This is a genomic window from Oerskovia enterophila, from assembly GCF_001692445.1.
In the GTDB taxonomy this organism is placed as follows: domain Bacteria; phylum Actinomycetota; class Actinomycetes; order Actinomycetales; family Cellulomonadaceae; genus Oerskovia; species Oerskovia enterophila.
Genome location: NZ_MAQA01000020.1, coordinates 1 through 23,576 on the forward strand (window position 1 = coordinate 1; position 23,576 = coordinate 23,576).

At 71.8% G+C, this 23,576-nt stretch carries 21 protein-coding genes; 3 read left to right on the forward strand and 18 right to left on the reverse strand.

Features of this window, described 5'->3' with window-relative positions; all coding sequences use genetic code 11:
- Positions 1 to 475 (reverse strand): TetR/AcrR family transcriptional regulator (locus OERS_RS09610; RefSeq protein ID WP_139107769.1); only part of this gene is annotated, 475 nt, incomplete at its 3' end.
- A 77-nt stretch (positions 476 to 552) separates the two neighbouring features.
- On the opposite strand from OERS_RS09610, the gene OERS_RS09615 reads away from it, so the two are divergent.
- Positions 553 to 2,043: an MFS transporter gene (locus tag OERS_RS09615; RefSeq protein WP_082848689.1), complete on the forward strand. Its 1,491-nt coding sequence runs from the start codon at positions 553 to 555 to the stop codon at positions 2,041 to 2,043.
- A 144-nt stretch (positions 2,044 to 2,187) separates the two neighbouring features.
- Here OERS_RS09615 and rbfA read toward each other — a convergent pair whose 3' ends face one another.
- From rbfA to OERS_RS09640, 5 genes are all read right to left on the reverse strand, one after another.
- Complete coding sequence (gene rbfA, locus OERS_RS09620) at positions 2,188 to 2,664, reverse strand: 30S ribosome-binding factor RbfA (RefSeq protein WP_056762073.1); 477 nt, start codon at positions 2,662 to 2,664, stop codon at positions 2,188 to 2,190.
- Between the two features lie 191 nt (positions 2,665 to 2,855).
- Positions 2,856 to 5,795, reverse strand: a complete 2,940-nt coding sequence (gene infB, locus OERS_RS09625; protein ID WP_068625605.1) for a translation initiation factor IF-2 — start codon at positions 5,793 to 5,795, stop codon at positions 2,856 to 2,858.
- Positions 5,796 to 6,016: 221 nt separating this feature from the next.
- Entirely contained in the window at positions 6,017 to 6,355 is a 339-nt protein-coding gene (locus tag OERS_RS20680) for a YlxR family protein (RefSeq protein WP_082608710.1), read from the reverse strand.
- 6 nt (positions 6,356 to 6,361) lie between these two features.
- Positions 6,362 to 7,477 carry a transcription termination factor NusA gene (nusA, locus tag OERS_RS09635; protein ID WP_056648709.1) on the reverse strand — a complete coding sequence of 372 codons (1,116 nt, stop codon included), beginning with the start codon at positions 7,475 to 7,477 and terminating at the stop codon, positions 6,362 to 6,364.
- A 3-nt stretch (positions 7,478 to 7,480) separates the two neighbouring features.
- Complete coding sequence (locus tag OERS_RS09640; RefSeq protein ID WP_056648707.1) at positions 7,481 to 8,029, reverse strand: ribosome maturation factor RimP; 549 nt, start codon at positions 8,027 to 8,029, stop codon at positions 7,481 to 7,483.
- Positions 8,030 to 8,145: 116 nt separating this feature from the next.
- On the opposite strand from OERS_RS09640, the gene OERS_RS09645 reads away from it, so the two are divergent.
- A complete protein-coding gene (locus OERS_RS09645; protein ID WP_139107770.1) occupies positions 8,146 to 9,252 on the forward strand; it encodes a DUF4439 domain-containing protein in 1,107 nt (368 codons plus the stop codon).
- 102 nt (positions 9,253 to 9,354) lie between these two features.
- On the opposite strand, the gene OERS_RS09650 is transcribed toward OERS_RS09645, so the two are convergent.
- Positions 9,355 to 11,208, reverse strand: coding sequence for a proline--tRNA ligase (locus tag OERS_RS09650; RefSeq protein WP_068625640.1), 1,854 nt, complete (start codon positions 11,206 to 11,208; stop codon positions 9,355 to 9,357).
- Between the two features lie 135 nt (positions 11,209 to 11,343).
- On the opposite strand from OERS_RS09650, the gene OERS_RS09655 reads away from it, so the two are divergent.
- Positions 11,344 to 12,333 (forward strand): Fpg/Nei family DNA glycosylase, encoded by a 990-nt coding sequence (locus OERS_RS09655; RefSeq protein WP_068625607.1) that lies wholly within the window; start codon positions 11,344 to 11,346, stop codon positions 12,331 to 12,333.
- A gap of 15 nt (positions 12,334 to 12,348) precedes the next feature.
- On the opposite strand, the gene OERS_RS09660 is transcribed toward OERS_RS09655, so the two are convergent.
- The 11 genes from OERS_RS09660 to rpsB form a co-directional block, all read right to left on the reverse strand.
- The gene (locus OERS_RS09660; RefSeq protein WP_056648702.1) at positions 12,349 to 13,293 is read right to left on the reverse strand and encodes a GNAT family N-acetyltransferase; all 945 of its coding nucleotides are present in this window, start codon (positions 13,291 to 13,293) and stop codon (positions 12,349 to 12,351) included.
- A 10-nt stretch (positions 13,294 to 13,303) separates the two neighbouring features.
- Positions 13,304 to 14,443 carry a flavodoxin-dependent (E)-4-hydroxy-3-methylbut-2-enyl-diphosphate synthase gene (ispG, locus tag OERS_RS09665; protein WP_211268461.1) on the reverse strand — a complete coding sequence of 380 codons (1,140 nt, stop codon included), beginning with the start codon at positions 14,441 to 14,443 and terminating at the stop codon, positions 13,304 to 13,306.
- A 123-nt stretch (positions 14,444 to 14,566) separates the two neighbouring features.
- Positions 14,567 to 15,877 carry a M50 family metallopeptidase gene (locus OERS_RS09670; RefSeq protein ID WP_068625609.1) on the reverse strand — a complete coding sequence of 437 codons (1,311 nt, stop codon included), beginning with the start codon at positions 15,875 to 15,877 and terminating at the stop codon, positions 14,567 to 14,569.
- A gap of 171 nt (positions 15,878 to 16,048) precedes the next feature.
- The gene (gene dxr, locus OERS_RS09675; protein WP_068625610.1) at positions 16,049 to 17,233 is read right to left on the reverse strand and encodes a 1-deoxy-D-xylulose-5-phosphate reductoisomerase; all 1,185 of its coding nucleotides are present in this window, start codon (positions 17,231 to 17,233) and stop codon (positions 16,049 to 16,051) included.
- Between the two features lie 70 nt (positions 17,234 to 17,303).
- Positions 17,304 to 17,855: a DivIVA domain-containing protein gene (locus OERS_RS09680; RefSeq protein ID WP_068625611.1), complete on the reverse strand. Its 552-nt coding sequence runs from the start codon at positions 17,853 to 17,855 to the stop codon at positions 17,304 to 17,306.
- On the reverse strand, positions 17,852 to 18,988 hold the full coding sequence (rlmN, locus tag OERS_RS09685) for a 23S rRNA (adenine(2503)-C(2))-methyltransferase RlmN (RefSeq protein ID WP_056648690.1): 1,137 nt from the start codon (positions 18,986 to 18,988) through the stop codon (positions 17,852 to 17,854). Before rlmN ends, OERS_RS09680 begins: the two co-directional genes overlap by 4 nt.
- Positions 18,989 to 19,139: 151 nt before the next feature.
- Positions 19,140 to 19,985 carry a phosphatidate cytidylyltransferase gene (locus OERS_RS09690; RefSeq protein ID WP_056648689.1) on the reverse strand — a complete coding sequence of 282 codons (846 nt, stop codon included), beginning with the start codon at positions 19,983 to 19,985 and terminating at the stop codon, positions 19,140 to 19,142.
- 21 nt (positions 19,986 to 20,006) lie between these two features.
- Positions 20,007 to 20,564, reverse strand: a complete 558-nt coding sequence (frr, locus tag OERS_RS09695) for a ribosome recycling factor (protein WP_056648687.1) — start codon at positions 20,562 to 20,564, stop codon at positions 20,007 to 20,009.
- A 97-nt stretch (positions 20,565 to 20,661) separates the two neighbouring features.
- On the reverse strand, positions 20,662 to 21,396 hold the full coding sequence (gene pyrH / locus OERS_RS09700) for a UMP kinase (protein ID WP_056649018.1): 735 nt from the start codon (positions 21,394 to 21,396) through the stop codon (positions 20,662 to 20,664).
- Between the two features lie 177 nt (positions 21,397 to 21,573).
- Positions 21,574 to 22,413: a translation elongation factor Ts gene (gene tsf / locus OERS_RS09705; RefSeq protein WP_056648686.1), complete on the reverse strand. Its 840-nt coding sequence runs from the start codon at positions 22,411 to 22,413 to the stop codon at positions 21,574 to 21,576.
- Between the two features lie 105 nt (positions 22,414 to 22,518).
- The gene (gene rpsB / locus OERS_RS09710) at positions 22,519 to 23,487 is read right to left on the reverse strand and encodes a 30S ribosomal protein S2 (protein ID WP_056648684.1); all 969 of its coding nucleotides are present in this window, start codon (positions 23,485 to 23,487) and stop codon (positions 22,519 to 22,521) included.
- Positions 23,488 to 23,576 lie beyond the last annotated feature (89 nt).

A 23,576-nucleotide genomic window follows, 5' to 3' on the forward strand; every position in this document is an offset into this window, starting at 1 on the left:
CCCGCGCCTGGTCGAGCGTGCCTCCCGTGCGGTCGACGTAGACCTCGAAGACCTCGACGAAGAACTCGCGCGACCTGGCCCCGAAGTCTGGGTCTGCCCCCGCGAGAAAGCCGTGCATCATGACGAGCAGGAGGTTGCGGTCCGCGAGCAGCCGGACGTAGGTCGCGGCGAGCTCGTCGCCTGCTGCGGGCCCGGCGGGCACCGCGGAGAACGCAGCCACGATGCGGCGGCCGATCCGGTCGAAGACCTCGGCGAACAGCTCGTGCTTGGTGCCGAACATCCGCACGACGTAGGGCTGGGACACGCCCGCGGCCCGGGCGACCTGGTCCACGCTGGTCCCGGCGTAGCCCCCGGCGGCGAAGACCGCGGTCGCGGCGTCGATCATCTGCTCGCGTCGCTCGTCGCGCGACATGCGCCGCGCCGACGGCTCGGGCTCGGCGACCTGGGCCCGTGCAGAACTCGGTGCGCTCTCCATGTTGACAAGGTTATCAGTTGATTACTAGCGTCAGAATCCTAGTAATCATTCGATGCTTACCTCTTTGAGGAGTCCTCATGTCCACGACCGCCGTCCCCGACCGCCCGCCCACCCTCGTCAGCGACGCGCCCCTCCCCGCGGGCCTCACCACCGCGATCGACGACGCACGCTCCCCGGGCGCGCGCCGCCGTCGGCCTCTCGCGCTGGTCCTGGTCGCAGCCTCGCTGCCCATGTTCATGGCCACGCTCGACAACCTCGTGGTCACCGGCGCCCTGCCCGTGATCTCCCAGGCGCTGCGGCCGAGCGTCGAGCAGCTCCAGTGGTTCGTCAACGCCTACACGCTCGCGTTCGCGACCCTCATGCTCGTGGCGGCCTCGCTCGGCGACCGGTTCGGACGCCGCCGGGTGTTCGTCGTCGGGATCGCCGTCTTCACGCTCGCGTCGGTCGCGTGCGCGCTCGCCGACACCCCGTCCGCGCTCATCGCGGCCCGCGCCGTGCAGGGTGCGGGCGCTGCCGCGATCATGCCGCTGTCCCTCGCGCTCATCGCCGACGCCGTCCCCCGTGCCCGCCGCGCGCTCGCGATCGGGATCTGGGGCGGCGTCTCGGGTCTCGGCGTCGCGCTCGGGCCGCTCGTCGGCGGCGCGGTCGTCGAGGGCATGAGCTGGGAGGCGATCTTCTGGATCAACGTGCCCGTCGCGCTCGTCGCCGTCCCGCTCGTGCTCGTCGTGCTGCGCGAGTCGTTCGGCCGTCGCGGGCCGATCGACCTCGTGGGCCTCGCGCTCGCCGGGACCGGGGTCTTCGCGGGCGTCTGGGGCATCGTCCGCGGCAACGAGGACGGGTGGACGTCCGCGGTCGTCCTCTCGCTGCTCGCCGGGTCGGTCCTGCTGCTCGTGGCGTTCGTCGCGTGGGAGCAGCACCTCGCCCGCCGGGGCGGCTCGCCCCTCGTCCCGATGCGCCTGTTCCGCTCGCGCAGCTTCGCCATCGCGAACGTGTCCGGCTTCGCGTTCTCGCTCGGCATGTTCGGCGCCGTGTTCCTGCTGATCCAGTACTTCCAGATCGCCGAGGGCCTCTCACCGCTCGAGGCAGGGGTCCGCACGCTCCCGTGGACCGCGGCCCCCATGCTCGTCGCACCCGTCGCCGGCATGCTCGCGCCGCGCCTCGGCATCCGGACGCTCCTCGTGACCGGGTTGACCCTCCAGACGCTCGCGCTCGCCTGGCTCGCGGTCGTCTCGTCCGGCGCGACGTACGCGCAGCTCGTCCCGGCCTTCGTGCTCGCGGGGATCGGCATGGGTCTGACGTTCGCGCCGAGCGCGACGGCCGTCCTGGTCGACATGGACGAGTCCGACAACGCGACCGCGAGCTCGACCAACTCCACGCTCCGGGAGGTCGGGGTCGCGCTGGGGGTCGCGGTCCTCGTCGCGGTCTTCCAGGCCGCGGGCGGAGCGCTGACACCGGAGCTCTTCACGGAAGGCCTGCCGGCCGCGCTGTGGGTCGGCGCCGCGAGCGTGGGGGTGGGGGCGGTCGCCGCGACGTTCCTGCCGCGCCGCTCCGCCCGCCCGACGGCGTAGCGCACCCCGCCGGGACGGGTCCGGTGGGGTGCGGGGCAGGTGGCCCAGGACAGCGGAACGGCCGGCCCCAGCAGGGACCGGCCGTTCCGTGTGCTCGTGCTGCCGCACCCGCCCGATGGCTCGGTGGGGTGCGCGGGCGCGCCGTCAGGCGGGCGCGACCTCGTCGGAGTCCGCAGACCCGCCGGCCTCGACCTCGTCGTCAGCGGCAGGCTTCTTGTACGGGTCGGCGTCGCCGGCGTACGTGGCCTTCTCGCGCAGCGCGGCCAGCTCGGCATCGCGACGTGCAGCCTCGTGGAGGGCGACGTCGAGGTGCGCGGCGGTGTCCGGCACGGAGTCGAGGTGGAACTCCAGGGACGGCGTGAGCCGGATCCCCGTCTGCTTGCCGACCTCGGAGCGGATGATCCCCTTGGCGCTCTCGAGCGCCGCGGCGGTCCCTGCCCGCTCCTCGTCGTTGCCGTAGACCGTGTAGAACACCGAGGCGTTCTGCAGGTCACCGGTCACACGCACGTCGGTGATGGTCACGAACCCGAGACGCGGGTCCTTGATCCGGGTGTCGAGCATCTGCGCCACGATGACCTTGATCCGGTCAGCGAGCTTGCGAGCCCTGGGCTTGTCGACCATGGTTCAGTCCTTTCATCAGAGGGCCCCGCAGGAAGTCAGCTCCTGGTGGGCCCTTCGGGCCACGTCCTGAACGAACAGCTCCGCCGACGCCGGACCGTGAGGTGTGGCGGGTCGTGGTGGGTCTGGCACGGGCCGCCAGGCCCGCGGTAGACCCGCCACACCTCACGGGTAGGCGTCAGCGGAGAGGTACGTCAGCTACGCGGCTTCTCCCGCATCTCGAACGTCGCGATCGTGTCGCCGACCTGCAGGTCGTTGAACGAACCGAGACCGATACCACACTCGAAGCCCTCGCGGACCTCGGTGGCGTCGTCCTTGAACCGCTTGAGCGACTCGACCGTGAGGTTGTCGCCGATGACGGCTCCCCCACGCAGGACGCGTGCCTTGGTGTTGCGTCGGATCTCGCCCGAGCGGACGATCGAACCGGCGATGTTCCCGAACTTGGAGGAACGGAAGACCTCGCGGATCTCGGCGGTGCCGAGCTGCACCTCTTCGTACTCGGGCTTGAGCATGCCCTTGAGTGCAGCCTCGACGTCGTCGATCGCCTGGTAGATGATCGAGTAGAAGCGGACGTCGACGCCCTCGCGCTCGGCCAGTGCCTCGACACGCTCGCCGTACTTGACGTTGAACCCGATGATGATCGCGTTGTCCACGGTCGCCAGGTTGACGTCGTTCTGGGTGATCGCACCGACGCCGCGGTGGATGATCCGCAGCTGGACCTCGTCGCCGACGTTGATCTGCAGCAGCGCGTCCTCGAGTGCCTCGACGGCACCGGAGACGTCGCCCTTGAGGACCAGGTTGAGGGTCTCGACCTTGCCCTGCTCGAGCGCCTGGGCGAAGTCCTCGAGGCTGACGCGCTTGCGACGCTTGGCCAGGAGGGCTGCGCGCTCGGCTGCCTCGCGCTTCTCGGCGATCTGACGGGCCGTGCGCTCGTCCGGAGCCACGAGGAACGTGTCACCGGCGCTGGGCACGGACGCGAGCCCGAGCACCATCACGGGGCGGGCGGGGCCCGCCTCGGTGACGTTGTTGCCGTGCTCGTCGAACATCGCACGGACGCGTCCGTGAGCGGTGCCCGCGACGATCGCGTCCCCGACGTGGAGCGTGCCGGACTGGACCAGGACGGTCGCGACGGCGCCGCGGCCCTTGTCGAGGTTCGCCTCGATGGCGACGCCTCGTGCGTCCTTGTCCGGGTTGGCGCGCAGGTCCAGCGAGGCGTCCGCCGTGAGGAGGACGGCCTCGAGGAGCGCGTCGATGCCCTGGTTCTGCTTGGCGGACACGTCGACGAACATGGTGTCGCCGCCGTACTCCTCGGCCACCAGGTTGTACTCGGTGAGCTGCTGGCGGATCTTGGCGGGGTTGGCCCCCTCCTTGTCCACCTTGTTGACCGCGACGACGATCGGCACGCCGGCCGACTGCGCGTGGTTGAGCGCCTCGACCGTCTGCGGCATGACGCCGTCGTCGGCTGCGACCACGAGGATCGCGATGTCGGTCACCTGGGCACCACGAGCACGCATGGCGGTGAACGCCTCGTGACCCGGGGTGTCGATGAACGTGATGGGACGGTCGACGCCCTCGTGCTCGTGACGGACCTGGTAGGCACCGATGTGCTGCGTGATGCCGCCGGCCTCGCCGGAGATGACGTCGGTCTGGCGGATCGCGTCGAGCAGTCGGGTCTTACCGTGGTCGACGTGACCCATGACCGTGACGACGGGCGGACGGGCCTGGAGCTCGTCGTCGCCCTCGCCCTCGAGCTCGGCGTCCAGGTCGATGTCGAAGGCACCGAGGAGCTCGCGGTCCTCCTCCTCTGCGGAGACCATCTCGATGACGTACCCGAGCTCCGCGGCGAGCGAGCCGAACGTGTCCTCGTCGAGGGACTGCGTGGCGGTCGCCATCTCACCGAGGTGGAAGAGCACCGTCACGAGGCTCGCGGGGTTCGCGTCGATCTTGTCCGCGAAGTCGTTGAGCGAGGAACCGTGACGCAGGCGCACGACGGTCGAGCCGTTCCCACGGGGAACCTGCACGCCACCCAGCGAGGGGGCCTGCATCTGCTCGAACTCCTGGCGCTTCGCCCGCTTCGACTTGCGCCCACGGACGGGGCGCCCTCCTGCACGACCGAAAGCACCCTGGGTGCTGCCACGACCTGCGCCACCGCGGCCACCGCCACCGGGGCGACCGGCGAAACCGCCGCCACCACCAGGAGCGCCGCCGGGGCCTCCGCCTGCGCCACCGGGACGACCGGCGAAGCCGCCACGACCGCCACCGGCACCGCCGGCGCCGCCACCCGGACGACCGCCGGGAGCGGGACGGTCACCGGGGCGACCGATCGAGGTACGACCGGGCATCATGCCCGGGTTGGGACGGGGACCACCCGGACGCGGTGCAGGACGGGGACCACCGGGACGGGGTCCGCCGGTGCGCTCGGCGCTGCCTGCTGCTGCTGCGGGGTTGGCGTTCGCTGCCGGGTCGGCTGCGCGCTCGGGCCGTGCACCCGGACGAGGCATGCCCTGGCTCGAGGCGAACGGGTTGTTGCCCGGGCGCGGGGAGCCGGCGCGCGGCATGCCCTGGCTCGAGGCGAACGGGTTGTTGCCAGGACGCGGGGAGCCGGGACGGCCGCCCCCACCGGTTCCGCCGGAGCCGCCGGGGCGGGCTGCTGCGGGACGCGGGCCGGGCGCGGGGGCGTTGCCGCCACCTGCCGGCTTGGGCGATGCCGACGGCTTGCGCTCGGCAGCGGGAGCCGGCGTGGCGGCGGGCTTGGCCGCAGCAGGGGCTGCGGGCGTGGGCTCGACGAACGCGGGGCTCGCTGCTTCCTTCTGGGGTGCCGGCGCCTTGGGCGCGGCGGGTGCCGGCGCGGGGGCAGCGGGCGCCGGTGCTGCAGGCGCAGCCTCGGCGGCCGGCACGGGCTTGGGCGCGGCCGGACGTGCCGGCGCGGGCTTCGCGGCGGCGGGCTTGGCGGGAGCGCTTGCGCTCTCCGTGCCACCGGCCGGGAAGGTGTCGCGCAGCTTGCGGACGACCGGCGGTTCGATGGTCGAGGATGCCGAGCGGACGAACTCACCGAGTTCCGTCAGCTTGGTCATGATGGTCTTGCTCTCCACCCCGAGCTCCTTTGCGAGCTCGTAGACGCGGACCTTTGCCACAACTCTCCTGTCTCGGCCCACCCGAAACAGGGAGGACCGTCTTTAGTGCTGGGTGCTCATCGCTGGGTACTCATCGGGTGCCCATCGGCTTCTAACCCGCTTCCTTGTCGACGATTCGTGCGGTGTTCGTGCGGTACTGGCGCGGCTCGGCTCGGGCGGCGCTGGTGCGCCGCCGACCGGGACCGCCGACTTGACGATGACTGGCGATGACTGACGACGGGTCAGTCTTCCCTGTCGAGATGGGCGTGAGCTCCGGCGAGGTCCACGGGTCCTGCGAGACGCAGCGCCCGGGGAAAGGCTCGTCGACGCTCGGCCAGCTCGAGGCAACGCCGAGCATCGTGGAGCCAGGCGCCGCGCCCCGGGAGCGACCTGCCGACATCGACGACGAGCCGAGGCTCTGGAGTGTCAGGCTGGTCCACCACGAGGCGGAGAAGAACAGACCGTAGGTCACGCTCCCGGCAGCCGACGCACGTCCGAACGGGCGCGTGAGCGCCTGAAGGGTCGTGCGACGGATTCCGGACCCGTGGCCCAGTCAGGGACAGTCTAGCGCGCCCGCTCACCGAGTGTTACCCGTTTCCGTCGCCGGAGCCCGGTCCGTCGACCTCGTCGAGGCCTCCACGGGCCCGGTCGTCGCCCGCACCGGGGTGCGCGCCCTCGTCCGAGCGGATGTCGATGCGCCACCCCGTGAGCTTCGCGGCAAGCCGGGCATTCTGCCCTTCCTTGCCGATCGCGAGGGACAGCTGGAAGTCGGGGACGACCACGCGTGCGGCGCGAGCCTCGGCGTCGACCACGGTGACAGACGTCACACGGGCCGGCGACAGCGCGCTCGCCACGAACTCCGCCGGGTCGTCGCTGAAGTCGACGATGTCGATCTTCTCGCCGTGCAGCTCGGCCATGACCGCGCGCACGCGCCCACCCATGGGGCCGATGCAGGCGCCCTTGGCGTTGAGGCCCGCGACGCGCGAACGGACCGCGACCTTGGAGCGGTGACCGGCCTCGCGGGCGATCGCCATGATCTCGACCGAGCCGTCGGCGACCTCGGGGACCTCGAGCTCGAAGAGCTTGCGGACGAGGTTCGGGTGCGTGCGGCTCAGCGTGATCTGCGGGCCCTTCATGCCGCGTGCGACGTCCAGGACGTACGCGCGCAGCCGCTCGCCGTGGACGTAGTCCTCGGTCGGGACCTGCTCGTGCGGCGGGAGGACCGCCTCGGTGCCGCCCACGTCCACGAGGACCATGCGCGGGTCGTTGGCCTGCTGGATGATGCCCGCGAGGACCTCACCCTCCTTGCCGCGGAAGTTGCCCAGGATCTGGTCGTCCTCGGCGTCCCGCAGCCGCTGCACGATGACCTGGCGTGCCGTCGCGGTCGCGATGCGCCCGAAGTCCTTGGGCGTGTCGTCGAACTCGGGGCCCAGCACGGGCGCCCGGTAGCGCCGGACGGGCTCGCCGTCCTCGTCCACCTCGTCGGCGGCGTCGTCGGCGTCCTCCTCGGCCGGGATCTCCTCGCGCGCCCAGACCGTCACGTGGCCGGTACGGCGCTCGAGCTCGACCCGCGCGCGGGCGTGCGCGTCAGGGGTCCGGTGGTAGGCGGAGAGCAGCGCCTGCTCGATCGCTGCCACCAGGATGTCGAGGCTGATGTCCTTCTCGCGCTCCAGCAGGCGCAGCGCGCTCATGTCGATGTCCATCGATCAGACCTCCTCGTCGTTCGGGGCGATCGCCCCGGGGTTCTCGTCAACAGCCATCTCCGGGCCGAGGTCTGCCTCGAGCGCACGCTTGAGCTCGACCTGGATGGCGCCGCGCGTCACGTCGTCGAGCGCCACCGAGTCCACGGGAGCCCCGGTGAGCAGCAGGCGGCCGTCCTCGACCTCGCGCAGGCGCCCTTCGACGCTTGCGCCGTCCGTGAGCGTGAGCCTGACGATGCGGCCGCGGGCGCGCTTGAAGTGGCGCAGCTCGGTCAGGGGGCGCGAGGTGCCGGGCGTCGAGATCTCGAGCGTGTACGCACCGGGGAACGCGTCGGAGGCGTCGAGCGCGTTGTTGATCTCGCGCGAGACCTCTGCGACGGCGTCGAGGTCCAGGTTGCCCACCGCGTCCTCGGGCAGGTCCACCGTGATGCGGACGACCGAGCGGCTGCCTGCCAGGGAGACGGTCACGTCCTCCAGGTACAGGCCCGCTGCCTGCACCGCAGGTTCCACGACCTGACGGACCCTGTCCGCACCGGCCTGCTTCGCCTTGTTCATGTCTCGGTCTCCCGTCGGCTTCCAGAGCCCACCGGGCTGAAGGAATCGACCGGTGTGCTGTTGTACGGGATCAGCCTAACGACTCACCCGCCAGGAACGTGACATCATCACCCTCGATGACTGCCGAACCGACTCCGCGCCTCCACCCGTCGAGCCCCTCGGGCGACGCCCCGCCGTCCGCTTCGCCCGGATATTCACGGGTCCGGGCTCGGTGGCGTCGTCCGGCCGGTCGCGCGGTGGTGTCGATCGTCACGTCGCTCACGCTGCTCACCGTGGCCGGCTGCGGGCTGCGCCTGGAGACCCCGCCCCCGACCGAGCCCGTGCCCGACGCCCAGGAGACGCTGCGGCGCGACGCGGTCGACGGCGCGCTGCTCGTGGGCGAGCTCGCCGTCGCGGCGGGCGCGACGTCGTCGGGCCTGGACGCGACCTCGCTCGCGACGCTCGCCGAGGCGGGCACCTTCGCCGACCTCCATGTGACGCAGCTCGGCGGCGTCTACGACTCGGGCCTCCCCGAGCCCGACGGCGACACCGACGAGCCCCCGTCCGGCGCGACCGAGCAGCCGACGACTCCCACGACCGCGACGCCCGCCGAGGTCCTCGACGCGCTGGCCGCCTCGAGCGCGAGCATGCGCGAGGGGATCGACCAGACCGACGACGGCCCGTTCGCCCGGCTGCTGACGTCGATCGTGTCCTCGCAGGACGCCTCTGCGCGTCAGCTCGCGGCCTCGACGGGCACACCCCTGCCCGAGTCCCTCGCGCTCCCGACCGGCCTGCTCGTGCCCGAGACCACGCCGTCGGGGCTGACCGCGACGGACCTGTCGACCATCATCGAGGCCGAGGACGCCGCGGGGTACGCGTTCGAGGTCCGCGCGGCCCTCGCGGACGGCGACGTGCGCGCCGCAGCCCTCGACCGCGCGGTGCTGCACCGCGCCCGGGCAGAGGCCTGGGCCCAGGCGGCGGGCACCGCGGGAGGGGCGCAGGACCCGCGCCGGGTCGCCTACTCGGTCCCGGCCGACGTCCCGACGGCGGAGCTCGCCGTCCAGCTCGAGTCCTCGCTCGCTGAGTCGTACGCCGCGCTCACGGCCGAGGCCGGCACGGGGACCCGCCCGCCGCTCGCCGACCTGTCGACCGAGGCGAGCCTCGCGGCCGTCGCGTGGGGTGCTCCCCTCGCAGCGTTCCCGGGTCTGCCCGAGCAGTCGACCACTCCCCCGGCGGCCGGCTGAGGACGCTCCTCCACGACGGCGGACGGGCCGGGTCCAGGAGCATCGCTCCCGGACCCGGCCCGTCCGTCGTCGGCCCCCGCCGCCGGGGCGGCTGGGGAGAGATCAGGCCAGCAGCTCGGCGACCTTCTCGGTCACGAGGTCGGCGACGCCTGCGACCGGCACCTGCACGGGCTCGCCGCCCTGGCGCGGGCGCACCTCGACGACGCCGTCCGCGAGCCCGCGGCCCACGACCACGACGAGCGGGGCGCCCAGGAGCTCGGCGTCCTTGAACTTCACGCCGGGCGAGACCTTGGGCCGGTCGTCGTACAGGACCTCGACGCCGCGCGCCGAGAGCTCGGCCGTGAGCGACGCGGCGGCCTCGAAGACCGCCTGGTCCTTGCCCGTGGCGACCACCTGGACGTGCATGGGGGCCACGTGCGCGGGCCAGGCGAGGCCGGCCTCGTCGTGGTTGGCCTCGGCCAGCGCGGCGAGCGCGCGCGTCACGCCGATCCCGTACGAGCCCATGGTCACGACGACCTGCTTGCCGTTCTCGTCGAGGACCGTCAGGCCCAGGGCCTGCGCGTACTTGCGCCCCAGCGCGAAGATGTGGCCGATCTCGATGCCGCGCGCGAGCTCGAGCGGACCCGAGCCGTCGGGCGCGAGGTCGCCCGCACGGACCTCGGCGGCCTCGATCGTGCCGTCGGCCGTGAAGTCGCGACCGGCGACCAGGTCGAACACGTGCCTGCCGTGCTGGTTCGCGCCCGTGATCCAGCGGGTGCCCTCGACGACGCGCGGGTCCAGGAGGTAGCGCACGGCCGAGTGCGACGACGCGGGGGTCTTGCCCTCGGCCGGCACGGTCACCTGGGGGCCCTGCGGGCCGAGCACGCCCGGGCCGATGTAGCCCTTGACGAGCTCGGGGTGCGCGGCGAAGTCGGCCTCGCCCGCGGGCTCGACCTCGGCGGGCTCGACCGACGCCTCGAGGCGCTTGAGGTCCACCTCGCGGTCGCCCGGCAGGCCCACGACGAGCACCTCGCGGCGGCCGTCGGGGTGCGTGAGCGCGAGCACGACGTTCTTGAGCGTGTCGGCCGCGGTCCACTCGCGGTCGGGGCGCGGGAAGTGCGCGTTGGCGAGCGCGACGAGCGAGTCGATCGTCGGGGTGTCGGGGGTGTCCTCGACGTGCGCCGCGGGCGCGTCGTCGTAGGGCAGGGCCTCGGGCACGGGCGTGACGACGGCCTCGACGTTGGCCGCGTAGCCGCCGGGCGAGCGGACGAACGTGTCCTCACCGATCGCGGTCGGGTTGAGGAACTCCTCGCTGCGCGAGCCGCCCATGGCCCCGGACGTCGCGGCCACGATCACGTATTCGAGACCCAGGCGCGTGAAGATCCGCTGGTAGGCGGCGCGCTGGTTCTGGTACGAGGCCTCGAGCCCCTCCTCGGTCACGTCGAACGAGTACGCGTCCTTCATGATGAACTCGCGGCCACGGATGAGGCCCGCGCGCGGACGTGCCTCGTCGCGGTACTTCGTCTGGATCTGGAACAGCGTGAGCGGCAGCTCCTTGTAGGACGAGTACATGTCCTTGACGAGGAGCGTGAACATCTCCTCGTGCGTGGGGGCGAGCAGGTAGTCGCCGTCCTTGCGGTCCGTGAGGCGGAACAGGTTCGCGCCGTACTCGTCCCACCGGCCCGTGGCCTCGTAGGGCTCGCGCGGCAGCAGCGCCGGGAAGTGGACCTCCTGGCCGCCCGCGTCCTCCATCTCCTCACGGACGATCGCCTCGACCTTGGCGAGCACGCGCAGGCCCAGCGGGAGCCAGGTGTAGATGCCGGGGGCGGCACGACGGATGTAGCCGGCGCGCACGAGGAGCTTGTGGCTCGCGACCTCGGCGTCGACCGGGTCCTCGCGCAGCGTCCGCAGGAACAGGGAGGTCATCTTGAGGGGCTTGACGGGGGGACCGACCACCCGGCTGGAGGCTGAAGACATGGGCCCGATCCTACCGTCGCGCGATACGGCATCCCGCAGAGGTGCCGCGACCGTCCCCGGTCGGTCCCCGAGGCGGTCCGCCGTCCGTGACCCGCCGGCGGTGCGCGTCCGCGCGGGAGCGGGCACCATGGAAGCGTGCCCGAGCTGCCCGAGGTCGAGGCGCTCGTCCGGTTCCTCGACGAGCGCGCGACCGGTCACGTCGTCGTCGCGGCCGACATCGCCTCGATCGTGGCCCTCAAGACGTTCTCCCCTCCCCTGTCGGCCTTGGTGGGCGGAACGGTCACGGGTGCGTCGCGGCACGGCAAGTGGCTCGACCTGGCGGTGCGTCCCGCCCCTCCCACGGGAGCCGCTGGCGCCACGGGCTCCGGCGGGGCCAAGGCCGGCGACGCCGCCGGTGGCGCGGGGCGGGCGGGGACCGGCGGCGCGGTGCCCGACGACGAGCTCCACCTGGTCTTCCACCTCGCCCGGGCGGGCTGGTTGCGCTGGTCGGAGGACGCGCCGACCACGCCGGTGCGCCCCACCTCGAGCAGGGGCGGCGTGCGGGCGGTCCTCGCGCTGAGGATCCGGTTCGACGACGGCTCGGGGTTCGACCTGACCGAGGCGGGCACGCGCAAGCGGCTCGCGGTCCACGTGGTCCGCGATCCCGCCGAGGTCCCCGCGATCGCGACCCTGGGCGTCGAGCCACTCGGCCCCGACTTCACGCTCGCCGAGCTCTCACGCCTGCTCGCGGCACGCAACCAGCAGCTCAAGGGGTTGCTCCGCGACCAGCGGCTCGTCGCCGGGATCGGCAACGCGTACTCCGACGAGATCCTGCACGCCGCCAGGACGAGCCCGTTCCGCCTGACCCGCAGCCTCGAGGCCGACGACGTGGCCCACCTGCACGCCGCGATCCGCGACGTGCTCTCCGAGGCCGTCGCGACGTCGTCGGGCAGGCCGGCCGCCGAGCTCAAGGACGCCAAACGACGCGGGATGCGCGTCCACGGGCGCACGGGCGAGGCGTGCCCGGTGTGCGGGGACGTCGTCCGCGAGGTCTCGTTCGCGGACCGCAGCCTGCAGTACTGCGCGACGTGCCAGACCGGCGGGCAGGTGCTCGCCGACCGGCGCATGTCCAAGCTCCTGCGCTAGCGGCCGGCGGCCGCCTCAGAAGAGGACGGTCGCGAACGTCCCGACCTGCTCGAACCCCACTCGGCGGTACGTCGCGAGCGCGCGCTCGTTGTACGCGTTGACGTAGAGCGAGACGATCGGTGCGATCTCGCGTCGCGTGATCTCCACGACGGCGGCCATGCCCGACTCCGACAGGCGACGCCCGCGGAGCTGGGGATCGACCCACACGCCCTGGACCTGCGCGACCGCGGACGTGACCGCACCGAGCTCGGCCTTGAAGGCCACGGTGCGCTCGGGCAGCGCGACCGCGGCGAGCGGGTCCCTGTCCCCGTTCGGCAGCGACGGAGCGGGCACACCGCCCGCGAGCCGCACGAACGAGCGCCCCGACGTGATGAGCCCGCGCACGCGCTCGGCGTACGCGTTGCCGCCCGCCGCGACCGGCGAGTACCCGACCTCCTCGACGAACATGCGCACGCACGCGGGCAGCACGAGCGGGAGCTCGGCGGGCACCGACCGCCGGACCATCGGGTCCGGCTCGACCTCGGGCGCACGGTCGATCATGAGCGAGGGCTGGTCGTCGCGCACGTCGCGGGCTGCGGGCCAGTGCTGGGCCAGGCGGTCCCACAGCCCCAGCGCGGCCGCGCGCTCGCCCACGATCGACGACGCACGGCGACCGAACCGGCGCGCCAGGGCCGCGAACGCGTCGAGCGCCTGCGCGTGCTCGGCACCGGCCAGGGGGACGACCGGCACCAGGTTCGCCCCTGCCCAGCAGATCGCGAGCAGCGGACCCTGCGCGGGGAAGCCCCACACCTGTCCGCCGCTCAGCGACAGTCGTGTCGCCTCGACGATCCGTGAGGCGGCCAGGACCGAGCCGACCGGGTCCAGGGCGCACACCGCGAGCGCGGCCGGGACGTCCGCGTCCGTCAGGACACGGGCGGCCTCCGGCCGGGACCACGGCCCCGGGGGGTGCCAGCGCGCCATCGCCGCAGGCTCAGCCGACGGTGACGACCGGCGGGCCGGCCTGTGCGTCGTTCTCCGGCGTCATGGTCTCGGCGATGCGCATCGCTTCCTCGATGAGCGTCTCGACGATCATGGACTCCGGCACGGTCTTGACGACCTCGCCCTTGACGAAGATCTGGCCCTTGCCGTTGCCCGACGCGACGCCGAGGTCTGCCTCGCGCGCCTCGCCCGGGCCGTTCACGACACAGCCCATGACCGCGACGCGCAGCGGGACCTCCATGCCCTCGAGACCCGCGGCGACCTTCTCGGCGAGCGTGTACACGTCCACCTGGGCGCGACCGCACGACGGGCACGAGACGATCTCCAGCTTGCGCGGGCGCAGGTTGAGCGACTGCAGGATCTGGATGCCGACCTTGACCTCCTCGACCGGCGGGGCCGAGAGCGAGACACGGATCGTGTCACCGATGCCCTTGCTCAGCAGCGCACCGAAGGCCGTGGCCGACTTGATGGTGCCCTGGAACGCCGGGCCCGCCTCGGTCACACCGAGGTGCAGGGGCCAGTCACCGCGCTCGGAGAGCAGCTCGTAGGCCCGCACCATGACGACCGGGTCGTTGTGCTTGACCGAGATCTTGAAATCGTGGAAGCCGTGCTCCTCGAAGAGCGACGCCTCCCAGACGGCCGACTCGACGAGCGCCTCCGGGGTGGCCTTGCCGTACTTGGCGAGCAGACGCGGGTCGAGCGACCCGGCGTTGACGCCGATGCGGATCGAGGTGCCCGCGTCCGAGGCCGCGCGAGCGATCTCCTTGACCTGGTCGTCGAACTTGCGGATGTTGCCCGGGTTCACGCGCACCGCGGCACAACCCGCGTCGATCGCCGCGAACACGTACTTGGGCTGGAAGTGGATGTCCGCGATCACGGGGATCTGGGACTTCTTCGCGATCGCCGGCAGCGCGAGCGCGTCGTCCTGGCTGGGCACCGCGACACGCACGATGTCGCAGCCGGACGCGGTCAGCTCGGCGATCTGCTGGAGGGTCGCGTTGATGTCCGTCGTCGGCGTCGTGGTCATCGACTGGACGCTCACGGGGGCGTCGCCGCCGACGTCGACCTTGCCGACCTTGATCTTGCGCGTCTTGCGGCGCGGCGCGAGGACCGGCGGGGGTGCTGCTGGCATGCCAAGGCTGATGGGTACGCTCACGGACCTAGTATCCCCCGCCCAGCACCCGGGCCGCGCCCACGGGCCCACCCCGCCCCGCTCCGCACGCGACTCTTCGCGAGATCTTCACCGTGCGGCCGGTCAGGTGAGCCGGACCGGGTTGACGATGTCCGCGTAGATCAGCAGCAGCCCCATGCCGAGCAGGACGACCCACATGGCCAGCCCCAGCGGGACGAGCCGTGCCACGTCGGCGTGCGCCGGGCGCGGCAGCCCACGGACCTTGGCGACCTGACGCTTGGCGCCCTCGTACAGCGCACCCGCGATGTGACCGCCGTCGAGCGGCGGCAGCGGGATGAGGTTGAACGCGAACAGCGCGATGTTGAGCGAGGCCAGCAGGCTCAGCATGGTCGCGACCTGCCCCACGAGGTCGCCCTCGCCCGCGTCCAGGAGGTCGGCCGCCACGATCGTGACCCCGACGGGACCGACGGGCGAGCTGGGGTCGCGCGCCTCGTCGCCGAACGCGGCCTGGCCGATGTCGACGAGCCGCGCGGGCAGCGAGACGATGATCGCGGCCGTGCCGCTCACCTGCTGCCAGATGGCCTCCGGGACCGCCGACAGCGGCTCGGAGACACGCTCCTGGGTCGGAGCGACACCGACGTACCCCGTGGGCCGGAGCACCAGCTCTCCCGCGTCGTCGCGCACGTACTGGCCGTCGTCGCCCACGACCGGTCGCTCGACCTCGGCCGGGGTGATCTCGAGCGTCGTGCGCTCGCCGTCGCGCTCGACCACGACGGGCACGGTCTCCCCCGCCGCCCCCGTGATCTTGCCGACGAGCGAGTCCCACGACGTGACGGGCTCGCCGTCGAACGAGACGATCGTGTCGCCGGGCTCCAGGCCTGCCTCGGCCGCCGGGGTGAGCGGGTCGTCGGCCGTGCACTCGTAGTCCGCCGGGGCCGTGGCGGGCGTGACGCACTGCGGGACGAGCCCCACCGTCGTGGTCGCCTGCGGCAGACCGATGCCCACCAGCACGATCGTCATGAGCACGAACGCGATCACGAGGTTCATGAACGGTCCACCGAACATCACGATGACCTTCTTGGGCACCGAGAGGTTGTAGAACGCGCGCGGCTCCTGCCCGGGAAGGATCTCCTCGGCGCTCATCTCGCGAGCGTCCTGGACCATGCGCCCGAAGAACCCGTCCGACTGCTTCTTGCCCGCCGGTGCCGGCGGGTACATCCCCACGAGCCGCACGTAGCCGCCCAGCGGGATCGCCTTGACCCCGTACTCGGTCTCGCCCTTGGTGCGCGACCACAGCGTGGGGCCGAACCCCACGAAGTAGTGGCTCACGCGCACGCCGAACTTCTTGGCCGGGACCATGTGCCCGACCTCGTGCAGCGCGATCGACACCAGGATGCCGACCAGCACGACGAGGATCGCGATCACCGCGGTCATGAGAGCTCCGTTCGGGGAGGTTGTGGGGTCCGGGACGACTCCAGGACGGGTGCGAGACGGTCGGAGGGTCGTGGCAGACCGCCCCGGACCGGACGGGGCGAACCTACCGCCGATCGCTGGACGATGCCTGAGACCGCCCGCGCCCCGTGAGGCGCCCGCCGCGTGCCCACCTCAGCGCTGCGCCAGGATCTCGTGGGCCCGCGCACGGGCCCACGTCTCCGCTGCCGTCACGTCGTCCAACGTGACCGCCGCCCGCGAGGTTCCCCGGTGCTCTCCGAGGACACGCTCGACCGTCGCGACGATGTCCAGGAACCCGATGCGGCCCTCCAGGAACGCCGCGACGCACTCCTCGTTGGCCGCGTTGTACACCGCAGGGTGCGTCGCGGAGGCCGACGCGGCCTCGCGCGCGAGCCCGACCGCGGGGAAGAGCGCCTCGTCGAGCGGCTCGAACGTCCAGGCGGTCGCCGCCGTCCAGTCGCACCCGGCGGCCACCTCGCCCAGGCGGTCGGGCCAGCTCAGGCCGAGCGCGATGGGCAGCCGCATGTCCGGGGGCGAGGCCTGCGCGATCGTCGAACCGTCCACGAACTCGACCATCGAGTGCACGACCGACTGCGGGTGCACCACGACCGCGATCTCCTCGGTCGGCACGTCGAACAGCAGGTGCGCCTCGATGAGCTCGAGGCCCTTGTTCATGAGCGTCGCGGAGTTGATCGTCACGACCGGGCCCATGGCCCAGGTCGGGTGCGCGAGCGCCTGCTGCGGGGAGACGGCCTTGACGTCGTCCCGCGCCCAGCCGCGGAACGGCCCGCCCGACGCCGTCAGCACGAGCCGACGGACCTCCTCGCGCCGACCCGAGCGCAGCGCCTGCGCGATCGCCGAGTGCTCCGAGTCGACGGGGACGATCTGGTCCGGACGCTGCCTCGCGTCCTGGACCAGCACGCCGCCCACGACGAGCGACTCCTTGTTGGCCAGCGCGAGCGTCGAGCCCGCGCCGAGCGCGGCGAGCGTGGGGCCGAGGCCCACCGACCCCGTGATGCCGTTGAGCACGACGTCAGACCCTGCCCCCGCGAGCTCGGTCGCGGCGTCCGGACCGACCAGCACCTCGACCGGCTGAGCCCCCGCGCGGGGGGCCCGGGCCGCCAGGGCGGCCTCGACCTCGACGGCCCGTGCAGGGTCCGCCACACCCACGCGCTGCACGCCGAGCGCGACGGCCTGGTGCGCGAGCAGCTCGGCGTTCGCGCCGCCGGCCGAGATCGCGTCCACACGGAAGCGGTCGGGGTGGCGGGAGATCACGTCGATCGCCTGGGTGCCGATGGATCCGGTCGACCCGAGGAGGGTCACGCTGCGCAGACTCATGGGGACATCCTCCCAGGTGCGAGGACCGCCCGAGGCGCGCTGCGGCGTCGGGCAGGACTCACCCACGGCGTCACTCGACGCCGAGCAGCACCTCGATGGCCCGGGCGAAGAACGCGTCCACGGGCGCCTCGGCGTAGCCGTCCTTGCCGCGGCGGCGCGCGAACGTCGCGCTGCGGATCTCGGCGGCCGTGATGGGCTCCTGACGGTCGAAGTACGCCACCAGGCGGTCGCACAGGTCGTCGACGTCGTCCATGTCGTAGCCCGACTCGCCGCGGCCCGCCGGTGCGAAGCGCTCGCCGTCCGGACGACCCAGCCGGCCGTACAGGCTGCGCGCCCGCTCGGCCAGGGCGTTCATCCAGGCCTGCTGCCCGTTGACCGCGACGTACTCGGCACGCTGGCGGGCGATGAACGCGCCCTCCAGGCGGTCGAGGGCCGCGTCGACCTCGTGGGTGTCGTACCCGCCACGGACCAGGTCGAACATCGAGACCTGGATGTCCGTGCTCGTCAGGCGCTCGGGCTTCTTGCCCTCGTAGACCTGACGGGCGTGGTCGAAGAACTCGTCCACCTCTTCGGGGTCGTACCCGTTGCGCACCTTCGAGACGGTGCTGAACAACGCACTCACTCTTCCTCCTCGGCTGCCAGCTGTCCGCACGCACCATCGATGTCGCTGCCGCGTGTGTCACGAATAGTGGTCGGAATCCCGTGCCCGCGCAAGCGTGCGACGAACTCGTCCTCCACGTCGCGCTCGCTGGCCGTCCAGATCGAGCCCGGCGTCGGGTTGAGCGGGATGGGGTTGACGTGCACCCAGCCCGAACCGCGCGCCGTGAGCTTCTCGCCCAGCAGGTCCGCCCGCCAGGCGTGGTCGTTCATGTCCTTGATGAGCGCGTACTCGATGCTGACGCGCCGACCCGTGACCTCGAAGTAGTTGCGTGCCGCGTCCAGCGTCTCGTCGACCGACCACCGGGTGTTGATCGGGACGAGCTCGCTGCGCAGGTCGTCGTCCGGTGCGTGGAGCGAGAGCGCGAGCGTGACCGGGATGCCCTCGGCCGACAGCTTGTTCATCGCCGGGACCAGACCCACGGTCGAGACGGTGATGTTGCGCGCCGACATGCCCAGGCCCTCGGGGGCCGGGGCGATGAGCTGGCGGATGGTGCCCATGACGGCCTTGTAGTTGGCCATCGGCTCGCCCATGCCCATGAAGACCAGGTTGTTGAGCCGGGCCGGGCCGCCGGGGATGTCACCGTCGGCGAGCGACTTCGCGGCCGAGCGCACCTGCTCGACGATCTCCGCGGTCGACAGGTTGCGGGTCAGGCCGAGCTGGCCGGTCGCACAGAACGGGCACGCCATGCCGCAGCCGGCCTGGCTCGAGACGCACAGCGTCGACCGGTTCGGGTACCGCATGAGGACCGACTCGACCTTGGCCGCGTCGAAGAGCTTCCAGAGCGTCTTGACGGTCGTGCCGCCGTCCGCCTGCATCACGCGCGCGGGCGTGAGCAGCTGCGGGAACAGGTTCTCGACCAGCAGGTCGCGCGAGGCCTTGGGCAGGTCCGTCATGTCCTCCGCGGCACTCGTGTAGTGCGCGTAGTAGTGCGTCGCGAGCTGCTTGGCGCGGAAGGGCTTCTCCCCCAGCTCCACGACGGCCGCCGTCCGTTCCTCGGCAGAGAGGTCGGCGAAGTGACGCGGGGGCTTCCCGCGGCGGGGTGCCGACATGACGAGCGGCAGCGGCTTCGATTCGACGGACGGGCGCACAGACATGGTGGATCCAGAGGTTGGAACGGGTGGAACAGGTCAGAGCAGGTACGCACCGAGGCGGTCCGGAGCGAGCGTGCGAGCGTGCCGGTGCGTTCTCACGCAGGCCGGCACGCACGCGGACGGACGAGCCCTGCCACCCCTCACGGGGACCGCCTCAGAGCGAGACGGACAGCAGCAGGAACACGAACGGGGCCGTCAGGAGCATGGAGTCCAGCCGGTCGAGGACACCTCCGTGCCCCGGCAGGAGGGACCCCATGTCCTTCAATTCTAGGTCGCGCTTGATCATCGACTCGGCCAGGTCCCCCACGGTCGCGGTGAGCGGCACCATGACGCCCAGCGCGACGCCGATCACGGGGCTCGCGCCCAGACCGTAGACGGCCCCCACGACGCCGACCGCGGTCGCGAGCACGAACGAGCCCGCCAGGCCTTCCCAGCTCTTCTTGGGACTGATCGAGCGGGCCAGCGGGTGGCGACCGAACAGCACACCGGCCACGTACCCGCCGACGTCGTTCGCGACCGCCAGCAGGATGAACAGCAGGACCTGGATCCGTCCGTTCTCCGGGTTCGCCAGCATCATCATGACGAAGCCCGCCATGAACGGCAGGTATGCGGTCGCGAACGTGCCGGCCGCGGCGTCCCGCACGGCAGCGGTGCCCGAGCCGTCGATCACCCGCCAGACCACGACCCCCGCCACGGTCAGCACGAACGAGACCATGAGGGCCTCGGGTCCGGCGTAGTACGACGAGATCATGATCCCCGCCGCACCCACCAGGAGAGGCAGGAGCGGCAGGTGGATGTCGCGACGCAGGAAGGCCTGCTTCAGCTCCCAGAGCGCCGCACCCACCGCGGCGATCGCCAGCAGGACGAACGGCTCCGGACGGAACCCCAGCGAGGCCCCCACGACGAGGAGGAGCCCGACGCCGACGGCGATCGCCTTCGGCAGGTCGCGTCCGGCCTTCGGCGTACGCCGGGGCTCGGACGCGACAGCATCACGTGTCATCGGTGCGTTCGGAGTTCGCCATCAGACCTCGAGGAGCTCGCTCTCCTTGCCGGCGAGCAGCGCGTCGATCGTGTCGACGTGGCTCTTGGTGAGAGCTTCGAGCTCCTTCTCCGCACGCGTGCCCTCGTCCTCGCCCGCTTCGCCGTCCTTCACGATGCGGTCGAGCTGCTCCTTGGCACGACGACGGATGTTGCGCACCGAGACGCGTGCGTCCTCGGCCTTGCCCTTGGCGAGCTTCACGTAGTCGCGGCGACGCTCCTCCGTGAGCACGGGGAGAACGACACGGATGATGTTCCCGTCGTTCGACGGGTTGACGCCGAGGTCCGAGTCACGGATCGCCTTCTCGATCGCGGACAGCGCGGTCTTGTCGAAGGGCGAGATGACGATCGTGCGGGCCTCGGGAGTGTTGAACGAGGCGAGCTGCTGGAGGGGCGTCGGGGCCCCGTAGTACTCGACCGTGATCTTGTTGAACATCGCGCCACTCGCACGTCCCGTGCGGATGTTGGCGAAGTCCTCCTTGGCGACCTCGATCGCCTTGTCCATCTTCTCTTCGGCCTCGAGGAGGGTCTCGTCGATCACCAGTGCTCCTTCGTCGTGCGTTGCAGGGCTTGCCGTCCTGTGCGCCGCGGGGCGCACCGGGACGCAGCGCGCCCCGGGTCGTGCGTCGGTCGTCCGGTCAGCTCGTGGTGACCAGTGTCCCGATATTGTCCCCCAGGAGGGCGCGGGTCACGTTGCCCGGGTCCCCCATGCCGAAGACGCGCATGGTCACGTCGTTGTCGCGGCACAGGCTCAGGGCCGTGGCGTCCATGACGGCGAGGTCGCCCACCAGGGCGTCGGTGTAGGTGAGGTGGTCGAGCTTGACCGCGTCCGGGTTGGTGCGCGGGTCCGCGCTGTAGACCCCGTCGACGCCGTTCTTGCCCATGAGGACTTCCTGGCAGTGGGTCTCGAGCGCGCGCTGGACCGAGACGGTGTCGGTCGAGAAGTAGGGCATGCCCGCGCCGGCACCGAAGATGACGACGCGCCCCTTCTCCATGTGGCGGATGGCGCGCAGCGGGATGTACGGCTCGGCGACCTGGCCCATCGTGATGGCGGTCTGCACGCGCGTGTCGACGCCCGCCTGCTCGAGGAAGTCCTGGAGCGCGAGGCAGTTCATGACCGTGCCCAGCATGCCCATGTAGTCGGCGCGCGCACGGTCGAGGCCACGCTGCGAGAGCTCGGCCCCGCGGAAGAAGTTGCCGCCGCCCACGACGATCGCGACCTGCACGCCCTGACGCACGGCCTCCGCGATCTCGCCCGCGACGCGCTGGACGACGTCCGGCGCCAGGCCGATCTGTCCGCCACCGAAGGTCTCACCGGAGAGCTTCAGCAGAACTCGTCGTGCCGGGGTCGTGGTCTCGATGTTGTCGCCCATGTGCAGCGCCACCTGTTCTTCGTCGTTCCGAGCTCCCGAGGTCTGCCCCAGGACGTTCCGAGGACGTTCTGCGATGTGTCCCCGGGGTGTTGCGTGGTGCGCCGGGACCTGGCCGGGTCCCGGTGCGCGGTAGCCCGGTCCGCGCGGGTGCGCGGACCGGGCCACCGGTGGAGTGCGTCAGGCGCCGACGCGGTACCGCACGAACTCGGTGACCGTGCCACCGACCTCGGCGAGCACCTGGCCGACGGTCTTCTTGGGGTCCTTCGCGAGCGGCTGGTCGACGAGGACGACGTCCTTGAAGAAGCCGTTCAGGCGGCCCTCGATGATCTTCGGCAGCGCGGCCTCGGGCTTGCCCTCGTTGCGCGAGGTCTCCTCGGCGATGCGGCGCTCGTTGGCGACGACGTCCTCGGGGACGTCCTCACGCGTCAGGTACGTCGGGGACAGCGCGGCGATGTGCTGCGCGATGTCCTTGGCGACGGCCTCGCCGGCAGCGTTCGTCGCGACGACGACGCCGATCGACGGCGGCAGGTCCTTGGCGGTGCGGTGCAGGTACGCGGTGACGCGCTCACCGGCGATGCGCGTGGCACGGCGAAGGACGACCTTCTCGCCGAGCGACGCGGCGGTGTTGTCGATCACGAGCTGGACGGACTCGCCGTCGGCGTCCGCGGCGAGGGCCGCGTCCGTGTCCGCAGCACCCGAGTCGGCGACGGCCTTGAGCACGCGCGCCGCGAGGTTGAGGAAGTTCTCGTTCTTCGCGACGAAGTCCGTCTCGGAGTTGAGCTCGATGAGCGTGGCGACCTGGCCACCCTCGGTCTCGGAGATGTCGACGGCCACGAGGCCCTCGGAGGTCGAACGGCCCTCGCGCTTGGCGACGCCCTTCAGGCCCTTGACACGGATGATCTCGAGCGCCTTCTCGGAGTCGCCGTCGGCCTCGTCGAGAGCCTTCTTGACGTCGAGCATGCCGGCGCCGGTGCGCTCGCGCAGTGCCTTGATGTCGGCTGCGGTGTAGTTCGCCATGGTGCTGTCCTTACCTGTCTGGGGTCCCGGGGCTCCCCGGGGAGAACGTGGAGCGGGCGGTGCGGCGGGTGCGCGCCCCTCGTGCGAGGGGCGCGCACCACGTCGTCACTTGGACTCGTCGGCCTCTTCGGCGATGACCTCGGCCTCGGCGACGACCTCAGCCTCAGCGGCGGCCTCGACGGCAGCCTCAGCGACCTCGGCAGCAGCCTCGGCGACGACCTCGGCCTCGGCAGCAGCCTCGACGGCGACCTCGGCGACGACCTCAGCAGCGGCTGCGGTCTCGACTGCGGCCTCTGCCTCGGAACCGGCGAGGAGCTCGCGCTCCCACTCGGCGAGGGGCTCTGCCTCGGTGGCCGTGCCGGCCTCGGCGCCCGTGCGGCCCGAGTGGCGCTGGAGCAGGCCCTCGGCGGCGGCGTCGGCGATCACGCGGGTGAGCAGCGTGACGGCGCGGATCGCGTCGTCGTTGCCCGGGATCTTGTAGTCGACGACGTCGGGGTCGCAGTTGGTGTCCAGGATCGCGACGATCGGGATGCGCAGCTTGCGCGCCTCGTCGACGGCCAGGTGCTCCTTGTTGGTGTCCACGATCCACACGGCGGAGGGGACCTTCGCCATGTCGCGGATGCCGCCCAGGGTGCGGGTCAGCTTGTCCTTCTCGCGACGCAGGACGAGCAGCTCCTTCTTGGTGAGACCCGAGGCTGCGACGTCGTCGAAGTCGATCTCCTCGAGCTCCTTCATGCGCTGCAGACGCTTGTGCACCGTGGTGAAGTTGGTGAGCATGCCACCGAGCCAGCGGTGGTTCACGTAGGGCATGCCCACGCGAGCGGCCTGCTCGGCGACGGGCTCCTGCGCCTGCTTCTTGGTGCCGACGAAGAGGATCGTGCCACCGTGGGCGACGGTCTCCTTGACGAACTCGTACGCGCGGTCGATGTAGGACAGCGACTGCTGCAGGTCGACGATGTAGATGCCGTTGCGCTCCGTGAAGATGAATCGCTTCATCTTCGGGTTCCAGCGGCGGGTCTGGTGTCCGAAGTGGACTCCGCTGTCGAGGAGCTGGCGCATGGTCACGACGGCCATGGCACGTCCTTTCAGGCGTGACGCGGGATCCTCCCGCTGCTCACGCTCGTTCGTCCGACCGGGCGCGCGGCGTCCGGTCGGTGCTTTCG

Bases quoted from the DNA above. Each gene is read 5' to 3' on its own strand.
- OERS_RS09615 (WP_082848689.1), top strand. From the start codon at position 553: ATGTCCACGACCGCCGTCCCCGACCGCCCGCCCACCCTCGTCAGCGAC.
- rbfA (WP_056762073.1), bottom strand. From the start codon at position 2,664: ATGGTCGACAAGCCCAGGGCTCGCAAGCTCGCTGACCGGATCAAGGTC.
- nusA (WP_056648709.1), bottom strand. From the start codon at position 7,477: ATGGACATCGACATGAGCGCGCTGCGCCTGCTGGAGCGCGAGAAGGAC.
- OERS_RS09640 (WP_056648707.1), bottom strand. From the start codon at position 8,029: ATGAACAAGGCGAAGCAGGCCGGTGCGGACAGGGTCCGTCAGGTCGTG.
- OERS_RS09645 (WP_139107770.1), top strand. From the start codon at position 8,146: ATGACTGCCGAACCGACTCCGCGCCTCCACCCGTCGAGCCCCTCGGGC.
- OERS_RS09650 (WP_068625640.1), bottom strand. From the start codon at position 11,208: ATGTCTTCAGCCTCCAGCCGGGTGGTCGGTCCCCCCGTCAAGCCCCTC.
- OERS_RS09660 (WP_056648702.1), bottom strand. From the start codon at position 13,293: ATGGCGCGCTGGCACCCCCCGGGGCCGTGGTCCCGGCCGGAGGCCGCC.
- ispG (WP_211268461.1), bottom strand. From the start codon at position 14,443: ATGCCAGCAGCACCCCCGCCGGTCCTCGCGCCGCGCCGCAAGACGCGC.
- OERS_RS09670 (WP_068625609.1), bottom strand. From the start codon at position 15,877: ATGACCGCGGTGATCGCGATCCTCGTCGTGCTGGTCGGCATCCTGGTG.
- dxr (WP_068625610.1), bottom strand. From the start codon at position 17,233: ATGAGTCTGCGCAGCGTGACCCTCCTCGGGTCGACCGGATCCATCGGC.
- rlmN (WP_056648690.1), bottom strand. From the start codon at position 18,988: ATGTCTGTGCGCCCGTCCGTCGAATCGAAGCCGCTGCCGCTCGTCATG.
- OERS_RS09690 (WP_056648689.1), bottom strand. From the start codon at position 19,985: ATGACACGTGATGCTGTCGCGTCCGAGCCCCGGCGTACGCCGAAGGCC.
- pyrH (WP_056649018.1), bottom strand. From the start codon at position 21,396: ATGGGCGACAACATCGAGACCACGACCCCGGCACGACGAGTTCTGCTG.
- tsf (WP_056648686.1), bottom strand. From the start codon at position 22,413: ATGGCGAACTACACCGCAGCCGACATCAAGGCACTGCGCGAGCGCACC.
- rpsB (WP_056648684.1), bottom strand. From the start codon at position 23,487: ATGGCCGTCGTGACCATGCGCCAGCTCCTCGACAGCGGAGTCCACTTC.